This window comes from Rhizobium sp. AN80A, assembly GCF_030053015.1.
GTDB lineage: Bacteria > Pseudomonadota > Alphaproteobacteria > Rhizobiales > Rhizobiaceae > Rhizobium > Rhizobium metallidurans.
Window position 1 is genome coordinate 2,463,438 of record NZ_JASJPX010000003.1, and the last position, 13,442, is coordinate 2,476,879.

11 protein-coding genes and 1 pseudogene are annotated in these 13,442 nt (G+C 62.3%); 5 read left to right on the plus strand and 7 right to left on the minus strand.

The genetic code is table 11. The features are described from left to right. Window positions 1-67 precede the first annotated feature (67 nt). Window positions 68-1,566 (minus strand): annotated as a pseudogene (locus P3R82_RS23845) (globin-coupled sensor protein). A gap of 194 nt (window positions 1,567-1,760) precedes the next feature. On the opposite strand from P3R82_RS23845, the gene P3R82_RS23850 reads away from it, so the two are divergent. From P3R82_RS23850 to P3R82_RS23860, 3 genes are all read left to right on the plus strand, one after another. Further along, a complete protein-coding gene (locus P3R82_RS23850) occupies window positions 1,761-2,984 on the plus strand; it encodes a DNA recombination protein RmuC (protein ID WP_283195582.1) in 1,224 nt (407 codons plus the stop codon). Between the two features lie 51 nt (window positions 2,985-3,035). Beyond that, the gene (locus tag P3R82_RS23855) at window positions 3,036-3,935 is read left to right on the plus strand and encodes a ribokinase (RefSeq protein ID WP_283195583.1); all 900 of its coding nucleotides are present in this window, start codon (window positions 3,036-3,038) and stop codon (window positions 3,933-3,935) included. A 228-nt stretch (window positions 3,936-4,163) separates the two neighbouring features. Further along, on the plus strand, window positions 4,164-6,527 hold the full coding sequence (locus P3R82_RS23860) for a methyl-accepting chemotaxis protein (RefSeq protein ID WP_283195584.1): 2,364 nt from the start codon (window positions 4,164-4,166) through the stop codon (window positions 6,525-6,527). 74 nt (window positions 6,528-6,601) lie between these two features. Here the strand turns inward: P3R82_RS23860 and ptsN are convergent, their stop codons facing one another. From ptsN to lptC, 6 genes are all read right to left on the minus strand, one after another. Beyond that, a complete protein-coding gene (gene ptsN / locus P3R82_RS23865; RefSeq protein ID WP_183901201.1) occupies window positions 6,602-7,066 on the minus strand; it encodes a PTS IIA-like nitrogen regulatory protein PtsN in 465 nt (154 codons plus the stop codon). A 62-nt stretch (window positions 7,067-7,128) separates the two neighbouring features. Next, a complete protein-coding gene (raiA, locus tag P3R82_RS23870) occupies window positions 7,129-7,704 on the minus strand; it encodes a ribosome-associated translation inhibitor RaiA (RefSeq protein ID WP_283195585.1) in 576 nt (191 codons plus the stop codon). Between the two features lie 256 nt (window positions 7,705-7,960). Continuing rightward, entirely contained in the window at window positions 7,961-9,523 is a 1,563-nt protein-coding gene (rpoN, locus tag P3R82_RS23875) for an RNA polymerase factor sigma-54 (protein ID WP_283195586.1), read from the minus strand. A gap of 298 nt (window positions 9,524-9,821) precedes the next feature. Further along, a complete protein-coding gene (gene lptB, locus P3R82_RS23880) occupies window positions 9,822-10,607 on the minus strand; it encodes an LPS export ABC transporter ATP-binding protein (RefSeq protein WP_183901199.1) in 786 nt (261 codons plus the stop codon). A gap of 37 nt (window positions 10,608-10,644) precedes the next feature. Next, window positions 10,645-11,265: an LptA/OstA family protein gene (locus P3R82_RS23885; RefSeq protein WP_183901198.1), complete on the minus strand. Its 621-nt coding sequence runs from the start codon at window positions 11,263-11,265 to the stop codon at window positions 10,645-10,647. Between the two features lie 13 nt (window positions 11,266-11,278). After that, on the minus strand, window positions 11,279-11,944 hold the full coding sequence (gene lptC / locus P3R82_RS23890; RefSeq protein WP_183901197.1) for an LPS export ABC transporter periplasmic protein LptC: 666 nt from the start codon (window positions 11,942-11,944) through the stop codon (window positions 11,279-11,281). A 211-nt stretch (window positions 11,945-12,155) separates the two neighbouring features. Here lptC and sppA point away from each other — a divergent pair, with 211 nt between their 5' ends. Further along, complete coding sequence (gene sppA / locus P3R82_RS23895) at window positions 12,156-13,106, plus strand: signal peptide peptidase SppA (protein ID WP_283195587.1); 951 nt, start codon at window positions 12,156-12,158, stop codon at window positions 13,104-13,106. A gap of 29 nt (window positions 13,107-13,135) precedes the next feature. Then, window positions 13,136-13,435, plus strand: coding sequence for an integration host factor subunit beta (locus P3R82_RS23900; RefSeq protein WP_018898213.1), 300 nt, complete (start codon window positions 13,136-13,138; stop codon window positions 13,433-13,435). Window positions 13,436-13,442: the final 7 nt, after the last annotated feature.

Below are 13,442 nucleotides of genomic sequence, written 5' to 3' on the forward strand. Positions count from 1 at the left end.
ATGGAATTATCCGAAAGCCGGAGGCGGCGCTTTTTTACGCCGCCGTCGTCATTTCGACACTTTCGCCTCAGGCGGCGCGGCGCGGCGCCTCGTGGGCCGGTCGCGTGGCGCCACCGATGCGGAAGCGCTCGAGCAGGCCGACCAGGCCTTCCACCTCGTTGCGGAGGCGGCGGGTTTCGGCGGACGTGCGCTCGACCATTCCCGAATTCTGCTGGGTGATGGTGTCCATGTTGCGGATGGCGACGCTGACCTCGTTGACGCCGGTCGCCTGATCGCGGGCGGCGGCGGCGATATCGGCAACGAAGCTGTTGATAATGTCGATACGATCGATCATGTCGCTCAGGGATCGCCGGTGCTGCTGACGATGTCGACACCCTGGTTCACCTGCGCGGAGCTCTCGGAGATCAGCTTCTTGATCTCCTTGGCGGCATCGGCCGAGCGCTGCGCCAGCTGGCGGACTTCCTGGGCGACGACGGCAAAACCCTTGCCCGCCTCGCCGGCGCGCGCCGCTTCGACGCCTGCGTTCAGCGCGAGAAGGTTTGTCTGGAAGGCGATGTCGTCGATGACGCCGATGATCTTGGTGATCTCGCTCGACGACTTCTCGATGCCGGCCATGGCGGAGACGGCGCTGGTGACCAGTTCGCCGGAGTTCTTCGCCTTCTGCTGTGTTTCGCGCACGGCCGCGGACGCCTTCTCGGCGTTGGATGCCGTCTGGCCGACGCTGACGGAGAGCTGCTGCAGCGCGGCCGAGCTTTCCTCGACGCCGGCTGCCTGCTGCGCGGTGCGCAGCGCCAGATCGTCGGAGCCCTTGGCGATCACATCGGTGCCACGCAGGATCTCGCCGGACGTGCTGCGAACCGATGCGAAGGAGGCGCGCAGCGCCGCGACGGCGCGGTTGTAGTCGTCGCCCATGTCCTTGAAATTGCCCGGCAGATCATCGGGCAAGGTGGCTTCGAGATCGCCCCGCGACAGCGCTTCGAGACCACGGCGCAGATGGCTCAGCGCCATCGCCTGATCGGCTTCCGCCTTCTGGCGCTCTTCCTCGAGCTTCAGCCGCTTTTCTTCGAGCGCTTCGAGATAGACCGAGATCGAGTAGTCCATGTCCAGCATCGCGGCCTTGACGACGGCGGTCAGCTTTTCGGCGAGCAGCTTGCCCTGGCCGCGACCGAAGCGCGATGGCCATTCCTTGGCCATCAGGCCCCTGATCAGATCACTCATCAAGAGCGCGTAGCCGCCGATGTACCAGCGTGGCTCGAGGCCGATGCGCGCATGCGTCTTGCCGACCGCGACGACGCCCTTGACGTAGGCTTCGTCGAAGTTGCCGCCGGCGAGATTGGCCCAGTGGGTCTCCTGCCGCGACTTGGCATGGTTCATGTGCGATTTATCGGAAAAGAAGCTCGCGACCTGAGGCGTGCGCGCCAGCTTTCCGTAGAACCGGTCGAGCGCACCACCCAGCATCTCGGAAATCGCCGGCCGCATCTGGCGCAGCGATTGACGCGCGCTGTCATCCAGCTCGATGAAATCCAGGCGTTGCTTAAGACCGTTTTCTGGCTGCTGGCTGCTCATAATATATATCTGCTTCTTCATGTGATGAGGTGCAATTTGCGCGCAGCTTTTGCCGAATATAGTTTCGTAAGCGTTAAATTACCCCGTCATTTCTTAGCTGGCATTCGTGTGGCATCTCCCGCGCAAAGGCGGGTCTATCAATCATGTTCACGTTTTGATCTGGAAAAGCCGTGCGACTTTGCTATGGTGCGCGCATGACAACCAGCACCGACTCGCTCTCCGCCACCCTTTCAGGCTTCAGCCCCATGTCGCTCGCCCTTGCCGGCGCGGCCCTTGCGGCACTGATCGTGCTGATGATCATCCTTCTCGTTCGTGGCGGCCAGCTGCGGCGCGAACAGGCGGAAGAGGCGCTGGAGCGCGCCGCCGAAGCGGATGCGCGGATGAGGGAGCTGTTGCGGATCCAATCGGAAATGCAGGGGCGGATGGCCGCGATGGCGGAGGTGTTCGGCTCCAGGCAGTCGGAACTCAACCAGGCGATCAGCCAGCGGCTGGACGGCATGTCGCAGCGCGTCAGCTCGACCATAACGGAGCAGACCAAGTCCACGCATGAGAACCTGAGGAAGCTGCAGGAGCGGCTGGCGGTTATCGATGCGGCGCAGAACAACATCCAGACGCTTGCCAAGGATGTCGTCGGGCTGCAGGCGATCCTGTCCAACAAGCAGACGCGCGGCGCCTTCGGCCAGTCGCGCATGGAGACGATCGTCGCCGACGGCCTGCCGATCGGCGCCTATGCCTTCCAGCAGACGCTCGGCAACGGCTCGCGCCCGGATTGCACCATTCGCATGCCCAATGGCGCGCCGCCGCTCGTGATCGATGCCAAATTCCCGCTCGAGGCATGGAACGCCATTCGCGAAGCCGGCGGACCTGAACTCGCCAAGGCCGCGTCGCAGCAGTTTCGCCGCGATATGGAAATCCATATCCGCGATATCGCGGAGAAATATCTGATCCAGGGCGAAACCCAGGATACCGCGTTCCTGTTCGTGCCGTCGGAATCGATCTTCGCGGAAATTCACGAGAATTTCGAGGCGATCGTGCAGAAGGCGCATCGCGCCCGCGTGGTCATCGTCTCGCCCTCGCTGCTGATGTTGTCGATCCAGGTCATCCAGGCGGTGTTGAAGGATCAGCGGATGCAGGCGCAGGCGCATGTCATCCAGGGCGAGGTCGCCAACCTGATGGATGACCTCGGCCGCCTCGACGATCGCGTTCGCAAGCTGCAAGGGCATTTCGCCATGGCGCAGAAGGATGTCGACATGATCGTCACCTCCGCCGACAAGCTGACCAGACGCGGCGCCAAGATCGAGGCGCTGGAATTCGAAGGCGCGGAGGCAGGCCGCGCGGCGGACGAGGAAGCGCCCGCGTCGAAATCCGTCGAGAGCAGAACGGGACTTCTTAAGCTGAGGGTGGTTGACGACGAGTGACGCCTTCGGCAGTGTCGCGCCCGACAGAGAATTGGAAGGGACACCCGCAGCATGATCACCGTTTTCGGCTCCATCAACATGGACCTCATCGCCACGACGCAACGGCTTCCGAAGCCGGGCGAGACGGTGGCCGGCAACGGCTTTTCAACGGCGGCGGGCGGCAAGGGAGCCAACCAGGCGCTGGCCGCGCGTCGCGCCGGACGCACCGTGCACATGGCGGGCGCGGTCGGCCATGACGGCTTTTCGGACGAAGCGCTTGCCCTCCTCAAGGAGGCCGGCACCGATCTCCAGTCCGTCAAGCGCGCGGACCAGCCGACGGGAACCGCGATCATCCTCGTGGGCGGCGATGGCGAAAACATGATCGCCGTCGTGCCGGGCGCGAACGGCACGGTCACGCCGCAGGATGCGGATCAGGCCGTCGGCGCGATGAGCAAAGGCGACGTGCTGATGCTGCAGTTCGAAATTCCGCCGGCGTCGGTCGAACGCGCGCTTGTCGCCGCCCGCGCCAAGGGGGTGACGACGATCCTCAATCTCGCGCCGCTGATTGCGGATGCCGGGCGTCTCGGGCGCCTCGCCGATATCGTCATTGCCAACGAAACCGAGTTCGAGCTTCTGGCCGGGCAGGAAAACATGAGTGCCGAGGATCGCGAGGCCGCACTGAGGCGCCTCAACGCCGAGACGGGACAGACGCTGATCGTCACGCTTGGCGGCGATGGCGTGGTGGCGATCCGAGACGGCGCGATATCGCGCGCGAAGGGGCTGAAGATCGAGCCGGTGGATACCGTCGGCGCGGGCGACACCTTCTGCGGATACTTCGCCGCCAGCCTCGACGAAGGGCTCGATTTCGAGCCCGCGCTTCGCCGCGCGGCCGTTGCCGGCTCGCTCGCATGCCTCAAGCCGGGTGCCCAGCCTTCCATCCCTTCGCGGGATGACGTCGCAAACAAACTATAAGCATTATCAACCGGCGACATCGGCGCCGCGTTTGCCTGCGATGGGGCGAAAATTCATCGCATTTCACTCAAATTTAATAGGTTTCCGGCGATCTTCCGCGTGATCGCCGGCTCCCTTCTCCAAGGGGATACGGCACTCGCCACGGCGGCTCCATGATGAAGCCCGCCCTTGCTTCTTGTGCCGGCGGATGCCTTGCCCGGCCCATCCTTGATCTCCCCCGAGGAATCCATGTTCATCTTTCGCATGAAATCGCTTGCGGCCAAACTCATTGTGATCACCGGCAGCGCGATCGCGCTGGTTCTCCTGATCTCCAATTTCTTCCTCATCGACCAGACTCGTGATCGCGTGGACACGCTGACCATGGATCAGGCCAATCTCGAGGCAAAGGCAATCGCCAACGAAGTTGCTTCCTCGGTCGGCGAACTCGCCGGCGCGGCGCGTTCCATGGCCGGCGTCATCGGTCGCGGCCAGGAAGGCAAGTATCTCGACCGCAAGGCGATCGTCGATATGCTGAAGGCCAATGTCGAGCGCAACCAGTTCGCCTTCGGCAGCTGGTTCGGCGAAGAGCCGAACGCATTCGACGGCCAGTCGCCGTCCTTCGCCGGCCGCACGGATCTCGGCTCGGACAAGACGGGCGCTTTCAATGCCTACTGGACCAAGAAGAAGGATGGCGGCTTCACCTTCTCCGTCTTCGGATCGGACTACAAGGCCGAATGGTACAGCCTCGCCGCCGCAAGCAAGAAAGGCGCGATCTCCTCGCCTTACGCTGAAAGCACCACCGGCGAGAACACCGCGATGACCTCCATCGCCTACCCGGTCATGTCCGGCGGCAAGATGATCGGCGTCAGCGGCGTCGATATCTCGCTGAAGGCCCTGTCCGACAAGCTCGGCGGATTGAAGCCGTTCGGCACCGGCCGCGTGACCCTGCTCTCGCAGGGCGGCAACTGGATCGTCCCGCCAGCCAAGGATCTGGCAATGAAGCCCTACGAGGGTGAGGGTACCGATGCCGTGAAGAGCGGTCTTGCCACGCTCACGCCCTCGATCGTCAAGGATCTCTCGGTCGATGGCGGCGAGCTGTTCGACCGCGTGGTCTATCCCTTCGCGCTGCCCGACGTGAACACGAACTGGGTCATCCTCGTCGATGTGCCGCACAGCGCGGTCGCCGGGCCGGTGCAGGACCAGACCTTCATGATGATCGTGGCAGGCATCATCGTTCTGGCCGCCGTCATGCTGGCGCTCTACTTCGCCGTCCGCACCTTCGTGCAGAAGCCGCTCGGCGGCCTGGTTGCCAGCGTCAGGATGCTGAGCGAGGGCCGCTATGACCAGCCGGTCACCGGACAGGAACGCTCGGACGAGACGGGTTCGGTCGCCAAGGCGCTCGAAGGCTTCCGCCACGCGCTGGCCGACAGCCGCCGCCTCGAAGCAGAAGCGAGGACCCAGCGCCAGGAAGCGGAAGACGAGCGTGGCCGTTCGGAAAGCGAACGCCAGCAGTCGGTTTCGCTGCAGCGCCAGATCGTCTCGATCGTCGGCGCCGGTCTTTCGGAGCTATCGCAGGGCAATCTCGGCCACCGCATCACCGACGAATTCCCGGGCGAGTACAACAAGCTGAAGCAGGACTTCAACGCCGCCTTGGCCGCGCTTGAAGAGACCATCACGACGATGAACCTCAGCGTCGTCAACATCGGCTCCGGCACCAGCGAAATCAGCGGCAGCGCCTCGGATCTCGCCAAGCGCACCGAGCAGCAGGCGGCAAGCCTGGAAGAGACGGCAGCGGCTCTGAACGAGCTGACCGCGCAGGTCAACTCGAGCGCCGACAATGCCCGCACGGCCGCCGACAACGTCAACCATGCCTGCGAGGATGCGGAGCGCTCCGGCGATGTCGTACGCAAGGCGATCGCCTCGATGCACGGCATCGAGCAGTCCTCCACCGAGGTCTCGCGCATCATCGGCGTCATCGACGAGATCGCGTTCCAGACCAACCTGCTGGCGCTCAACGCGGGCGTCGAGGCCGCGCGTGCCGGTGAAGCCGGCAAGGGCTTCGCCGTCGTTGCCCAGGAAGTTCGCGAACTGGCCCAGCGTTCGGCGAACGCCGCCAAGGAGATCAAGACGCTGATCAACACCTCGGCCGTCCAGGTCAAGGAAGGCGTCGATCTCGTCGGCCGCGCCGGCGACACGCTGCACAACATCTCCGAGCAGGTGATGCGCATCAACGGTCTGATCCGGGAAATCTCGGCATCGGCCAGCGAGCAGGCGATCGGCCTCAAGGAAGTCAGCCAGGCGATGAACCAGATGGACCAGGTGACGCAGCAGAACGCCGCCATGGTCGAGGAGACGACCGCGGCCAGCGTGACGCTGAACGAGGAGGCACAGACGCTGCAGCAGCTGGTCGCCCGCTTCCGCGTCGGCAACGGCAACCACGCGTCATCCCTGCGCTCCACGGCCCAGCAGATGCGGGCGCCGACGCCGGCACCAAGCTACCGTCCGTCGTCGCAGCCGAGCTACCGCCAGGCAGCCGCCCCCGCTCCGCGCCGCGCTGTCGCGCAGTCGCACGGATCGGCGGCCGTCGCGCAGGACAATTGGGAAGAGTTCTGAGCCGATCGGCTGAGCCAAAACAAAGAGAGGCGCCGGAGCGATCCGGCGCCTCTTTTCATTTGAACTGGAGATGATCAGGCCGCGTTGGAGGTCTGCTCTTCGTTGAGGAAGGCATAGATCGCCGAGGCGCTGTCGGTGGCGCGCAGCTTGGCCACGAGATCGTGGTCGCGCAGGACGCGGGCGATGCGCGAGAGCGCCTTCAGATGATCGGCGCCGGCGCCTTCCGGCGCCAGAAGCAGGAAGACGAGATCGACCGGCTGATCGTCCAGCGCTTCGAAATCGACCGGCTGTTCGAGACGCGCGAAGATGCCGACGATGGAATTGACGCTTGCCAGCTTGCCGTGCGGAATGGCGATACCATTGCCGACACCGGTGGAACCAAGCCGCTCGCGCTGCAGGACGACGTCAAAGATCTCGCGCTCGGACAGCCCGGTGACTTTCGACGCCTTGGCCGACAATTCCTGCAGGAGCTGTTTCTTGGAGTTGACCCTGAGAGCGGGAATGATCGCATTCTGCTGCAGCAAATCTGCCAAAGCCATTTCTTTTTCCTTTTGTGCCAAGCCGGGGGAGCGGCAGATGCCCGCCGCTCCGCTCCGTTGCCTCAGCTTTTGATGTTGGCTGCGTCTATCCAGCCAATGTTGCCGTCGTGCCGACGGTAAACGATGTTCAACTGTTCGTTACCCGGGCTGCGGAAGAGCAGCAGGGGCTCGTCCGTCATGTCGAGCGCCATCACGGCGGTCGCGACGGACATGGTCTTCATCTGCTTGGTGCTTTCGGCAACGATCGCCGGTGCGAAATCATCGGCGACCTCGTCGTCATGATCCGGCATGCCATCCATGACGGTGTAGGCGACTTCGGCAAAACCATTCAGATGATTCCCGGCATGGTGATCCTTGAGCTTGCGCTTGTAACGGCGAAGTCGCTTCTCGATACGCTCGGAAGCGGCGTCGAATGCCAATTGAGGGTCCATTGCCTCGCCAGCCGCGTGCAAAATCACGCCACTGTCGAGATGAACCTTGCAATCGGCGGCGAAACGGGCGTTGGCCTTTTGTACGATCACTTGACCAGAATACCCTCCGTCGAAGTATTTCGTGACGGCCACGGCAATTTGGTCCTCTATCCGCTGACGGAACGAGTCACCAATTTCCATATGTTTACCGGATACACGCACACTCATGGAGTTTCCCTTCTTATGTGGTTTGCGAGTACCAGTTTACGCCAAGCCTGACTCTCATCCAAGCACTTCGCGCAATCTCAAGCAAGATCGGCCGAAGTTCTCGGCTGTGGGCGCCCTTTGGATTGATGGGGATAACCTCTAACGCCAGTCACAGCGTCAATTTGGCGCGGCTTCTAGCCAGAAGTTACCAAAAAGTCAACACGGGCCCTGTTTTCTCGCGGGGGCGGGACGCGTCGGCCGGAACAGACCGAACTGCTCAGAAGCCCGCGACCTTCGCGAGCGCTCGCTTTTCCCGCCGGCGCTGGACGGAGGAAGCGATATTCATGGCTTCACGATACTTCGCCACCGTCCGGCGAGCAAGCTCCACCCCACTCCCCTTTAGGATGTCTACGATATCATCATCTGAGAGTACGGCGTCGGGGCTCTCCTGCGCGATCAGCGCGCGGATCCTGTGACGCACGGCCTCGGCCGAATGGCTGTCGCCGCCTTCCACCGCGCTGATCGACACCGTGAAGAAATATTTGAGCTCGAACAGGCCGCGCGGCGTCAGCATGTACTTGTTCGACGTCACGCGGCTGACGGTCGATTCATGCATCTTGATCGCCTCGGCCACCGTCTTCAGGTTGAGCGGGCGCAGGTGGTCGACGCCGTGGAGCAGGAAGGCATCCTGCTGGCGGACGATTTCGGTCGCCACCTTCATGATCGTCTTGGCGCGCTGATCGAGGCTGCGCGTCAGCCAGTTGGCCGTCTGCAGGCATTCCGACAGAAAGGCGTGGTCATCGCCATTCTTGGTGACCTTGGCGAAATAGGCCTGGTTCACGAGGACGCGCGGCAGCGTATCCGGGTTGAGCTCCACCAGCCAGCTGCCATCGGCGCTCGGCCGCACGACGACGTCGGGCATGATCGCTTCGGACACCGCCGTCTCGAAGCCGCTGCCCGGCTTGGGGTTCAGCTGGCGGATCTCGCTCAGCATGTCGAGCAGGTCCTCTTCGTCGACGCCGCAGAGCCGCTTCAGCGTCGCGAAATCGCGACGGGCCAGCAATTCGAGATTGCCGACGAAAGCCTGCATGGCCGGATCGAGGCGATCCTTCTGGCGCAGCTGGATCGCCAGGCATTCCGACAGGTTACGCGCAAAGACGCCGGGCGGATCGAGCGTCTGCAGCGCGGCCAGAACCCGCTCGACATCGGCCATGCCGGCGCCGAGCCGTTCGGCCGCTTCATTCAGATCGGCATGGAGGTAGCCTGCCTCGTCCAGCTGGTCGGCGAGATACCGGCCGATCAGCTGGTCGGCCATATCGGGCAAAACGAAAGGCATCTGCTGGGCAAGATGGTCGCGCAGCGAGACCTGGCCGGCGACGAAATCGTCCAGGTCGTAGCCATCCGCCCCCTCGCCGCCGCCCGGCATCGATTTCCACTGGCTGATCAGTTCGGGCGCGTCGGGCCGCTGCGGCACGCCGTCGTCGGGAAAGACGTTGGCGTAGTTGGCGTCGAGTTCGTCGCTCATCCTGACGGCGCCGGCGCCATCGGCGCGATCGGACCAGTCACCCGACATGACTTCGGAGCGGCTGTCGTAATCTTCGTCGAAGCCCTGCTCTTCGGCGTGGCGGGCGTGCGCATCGTCCTCGTCGCCGGCGCGATCACTGCCCGTTTCGGCGTCATTTGACGGAAACTCGAGCAGTGGATTCTTTTCGACTTCCTGAGCGATGAACTGGGTGAGTTCGAAGTGCGTCATCTGAAGCAGCTGGATGGACTGCATCAGCTGTGGTGTCATCACCAGCGATTGGCTTTGGCGCAGGTATAAATTGGCCGAAAGTGCCATGATGGACGCAAAACTCCCGCTCGGTTCCTCCGGGAAAACAGTGTCCTATAACGGGGATAGAGCGCCGTGCGTCCGTAGGACGCACAAAGGACGCTCTAACTCGTTGAATTTACATATCGGACGTAACGAAAATCGATCGCGATTTTCATTACGTCCGATATGTGGGACCACTGATATCCAAGTTGGCCCAAAAATTGCTTTTTTATGCTATTTGGTCAAGCGGAACTATGCGGGAAGGTGAATTTCCGCTGTGAGAGCCCCATGAACAAAGGGGCTCGCGATCAAAAAAGACAAACGATCAGAGGCTGAAGTTGTCGCCGAGATAAAGCCTGCGGACTTCCGCATTGTTGACAATATCGTTCGCCCGACCATGCGTCAGCACTTCGCCGGCATGGATGATATAGGCACGGTCGATCAGGCCGAGCGTCTCGCGGACATTGTGGTCGGTAATCAAGACACCGATGCCGCGCGCCGTCAGATGATGCACGAGGTTCTGGATGTCGGACACCGAGATCGGATCGACACCGGCGAAAGGCTCGTCGAGCAGCATGAATGTCGGGTCGGTGGCCAGCGCGCGGGCGATTTCCAGGCGGCGGCGCTCACCGCCGGACAGGGATACGGCTGCACTCTTGCGCAGCTTGCGGATGTGGAACTCGTCGAGAAGTTCGTCGAGCTTCTTCTCGCGCTGCGCCCTGTCCTTCACATGCACCTCGAGGACGGCGCGGATGTTTTCCTCCACCGTCAGCCCGCGAAAGATCGAGGCTTCCTGCGGCAGATATCCGACGCCGAGGCGCGAGCGGCGATACATCGGCATCGACGTGACGTCGTTGCCGTCGATCTCGATCGTGCCTTCGTCGACGGGGACCAGACCGGTGATCATGTAGAAACAGGTCGTCTTGCCGGCACCGTTCGGCCCGAGAAGGCCGACGGCCTCGCCACGACGCACGACCAGCGAAACGCCGTTGACGACGCGCCGGGTGCTGTATGTCTTCGTCAGACCGCGCGCGATCAGGGTGCCCTGATAGCGGCTCTTGTCAACGGCACCGCCATCTGCGGCGGCCTGTTGCCCGGTCTTGCCGAACATATTCGATAGCGAGAATAATTTCACGTGCTGGCCGGGGTCAGTTCTTTTTCTGGGATTGCGGATCGAGCTGAATCTGGACGCGGCCCCCGCAGCTTTCCAGTTGTGCCTGACCCGTCGCCATCTGCACCGTCAGCTGGCATCCTGTGAAGACGTTTCCGCCATCCGTCAGAACGACCTTGTCGCCCTTCAGGACGAAGAGCTGCTTTGCCATGTCGAACGAACCGTTGTCGGCGGTCGCGGTCTGCGTGCCGGAGGTGAGGAACACCTTGTTCGAGACGAGGATGCGGTCGATGTCGGCGCTGCTCGATGAGAGGCCGGATGCCGGTGTCGCGCTTTCGGCGGCCTTGGTGGCCGGCGCGCTACCATCGGTGGCGGCATCCTTCGCCTTGTAGAACACCCGCATTTGACCGGCCTGCAACGTGGTCGTCCCCTGGACGACCTTCACGTTGCCGGTGAAATCGGCGATGCGTTCCTGGTCCTTGATCTCGAGCTTGTCGCTTTCGATCTGGATCGGCTGATCCTTGTTGAGCTGCAGCCCGCTCATCTGGCTGGTTGTCGCCTGCGCCATCGCGGCTCCGGCCAACAGCAGGAGTGCAAGCGCACCGTTCGTGAATACTGCGCCCGCCTTGCGGGTAGAAATGCGACAATCTTTTGCCATGGTGACCCGGGTGTTAAGTGCCCTGTTTGCGAATAACGGTGGGATTCACGTTCATTCGAACGCTCCCCTCGAACGTGATCGTCCGTCCCTTATCTGTCATCTTGAGCGAGCGCGCAACAACAGAAGCGCCATCTTTTTTGATGTCGACGGGGTCGCTGGTGATGAGCTTTCCGCCTTTGACATCGACCTGCGCCGTCTGGAACTTGGCGGTCAGGCCGTCACTCATGTTGATGACGAAGGGCGAGGTGATGTTGAGGTTGTCGGTCGCGCGGTCATAATCGGCGGTTGTCGCCTCGACGCGGGCGACCAGATCGTCCTTGACCGGAACCACCGCCTTGACGGTTTCGAGCGAGATCAGGTTCGGATTCTTGATGTCCTGCAGCGCCCGTTCGGCGAGCATCGAATAGTTGATGCCTGCGGCATTGCGGCCGGCGATCGCCGGTTTCAGCATCACGACCTTGCCGTTCTCGATCTTGGCGCCCTCGATCTTGATGTTCTCGGGCAGATAGGTGCGGATCACCGAGACGCCGATGAAGGCGAGCGAGACGATCACGGCGGCGACAGGCAGCAGAACCTTCAGCCGGCGCACGCGCTGGGAGTGAAACCGCGCCGCGCCATAGGCGCTTTGCGCAGGCTTGGCATAGGCAGCCTGCCCGCCATTATCCAAGGTGTTGAGCATTCATTCGGTCCGTGTCGATGATAGGACGGCGTATATAGGGAGCGCTTTCGCCCGATCACAGTTCGTTTCGCATTATTACACTGACTTGCCAATATGGATTTTTTTCTGCAACAAGCAAGAAAACCGCAAAACCAATCGACACAGCGTTTCCGCATATCTATTGCACTCTACGTCAAAAGAGTTGTGTGAGACTTGCCGACCGGAGGAATAGATGGACAGTTCCATGATCGCGGATCGCCGCAGACTACGCCGCAAGGTCGGTTTCTGGCGGGTGGTGGCCGTGCTGCTGCTGCTCGGGCTCGCGCTCGCCTTTTACGGCTTCCTGTTCGCCGACAACGCCAACCGGCGCCCGCATGTGGCGCGGGTGACGATCTCCGGCCTGATCACCGACGACAAGGAACTGCTCGAGCGTCTGGACAAGATCAAGGACGACGATGCGGTGAAGGCGCTCGTGGTTTCCATTTCCTCGCCCGGCGGGACGACCTATGGCGGCGAGCGGATCTTCAAGGCGATCCGCGCGATCGCGGCCAAGAAGCCCGTGGTTTCCGACATCCGCACGCTCGCGGCATCGGCCGGCTACATGATCGCCACCGCCGGCGATACGATCATCGCCGGCGACAGCTCGATCACCGGCTCGATCGGGGTGATCTTCCAGTATCCGCAGGTCAAGCCTCTGCTCGACAAGCTCGGCGTCTCGATGGAGTCGATCAAATCCTCGCCGCTGAAGGCGGAACCCTCGCCCTTCAATGCGGCGAGCGACGACGCCAAGGCGATGATCAACAACATGGTCGTCGACAGCTACGCCTGGTTCGTCGATCTGGTCGCCGATCGCCGCAAGCTGCCACGCGAAGACGTGCTGAAACTGGCCGACGGCAGCATCTTCACCGGGCGCCAGGCGTTCAAGGCAAAGCTTGTCGACCAGCTCGGCGGCGACGACGAAATCCGGGCGTATCTGGCCACCAAGAACGTCAGCAAGGACCTGCCCGAGATCGATTGGAACAAGAAGAGCACCACGCCGTTCCTGCTCGCAGGCGCGGCCTCGCAGATCCTGACGCTTCTCGGATACGGCGATCTCGCCAGAAGCCAGGACCTCACGGGAATTCTGCCGCAAAAGTTGCTTCTTGACGGGCTCGTTTCAGTTTGGCAGGTTGGCAATGATTGATAAGAAATCAATAATTTAAGGGGGCCACCGTGATCAAGTCCGAGCTGGTGCAGATAGTTGCGGCTCGCAACCCGCATCTTTACCATCGCGATGTGGAAAATATCGTGAACGCGGTTCTCGACGAGATCACCGATGCGCTGGCGGCGGGCAACCGCGTCGAGCTGCGCGGTTTCGGCGCCTTTTCGGTAAAGAACCGTCCCTCGCGCTCGGGCCGCAACCCGCGTACCGGCGATACCGTGTTCGTCGAGGAGAAGTGGGTTCCGTTCTTCAAGACCGGCAAGGAGCTGCGCGAGCGGCTGAACCCCGGACAGGCCGACCAGGACGATTGATCGCCGC

Bases quoted from the DNA above. Each gene is read 5' to 3' on its own strand.
- P3R82_RS23850 (WP_283195582.1), top strand. From the start codon at position 1,761: ATGACAACCAGCACCGACTCGCTCTCCGCCACCCTTTCAGGCTTCAGC.
- P3R82_RS23855 (WP_283195583.1), top strand. From the start codon at position 3,036: ATGATCACCGTTTTCGGCTCCATCAACATGGACCTCATCGCCACGACG.
- P3R82_RS23860 (WP_283195584.1), top strand. From the start codon at position 4,164: ATGTTCATCTTTCGCATGAAATCGCTTGCGGCCAAACTCATTGTGATC.
- ptsN (WP_183901201.1), bottom strand. From the start codon at position 7,066: ATGGCTTTGGCAGATTTGCTGCAGCAGAATGCGATCATTCCCGCTCTC.
- raiA (WP_283195585.1), bottom strand. From the start codon at position 7,704: ATGAGTGTGCGTGTATCCGGTAAACATATGGAAATTGGTGACTCGTTC.
- rpoN (WP_283195586.1), bottom strand. From the start codon at position 9,523: ATGGCACTTTCGGCCAATTTATACCTGCGCCAAAGCCAATCGCTGGTG.
- lptB (WP_183901199.1), bottom strand. From the start codon at position 10,607: ATGTTCGGCAAGACCGGGCAACAGGCCGCCGCAGATGGCGGTGCCGTT.
- P3R82_RS23885 (WP_183901198.1), bottom strand. From the start codon at position 11,265: ATGGCAAAAGATTGTCGCATTTCTACCCGCAAGGCGGGCGCAGTATTC.
- lptC (WP_183901197.1), bottom strand. From the start codon at position 11,944: ATGCTCAACACCTTGGATAATGGCGGGCAGGCTGCCTATGCCAAGCCT.
- sppA (WP_283195587.1), top strand. From the start codon at position 12,156: ATGGACAGTTCCATGATCGCGGATCGCCGCAGACTACGCCGCAAGGTC.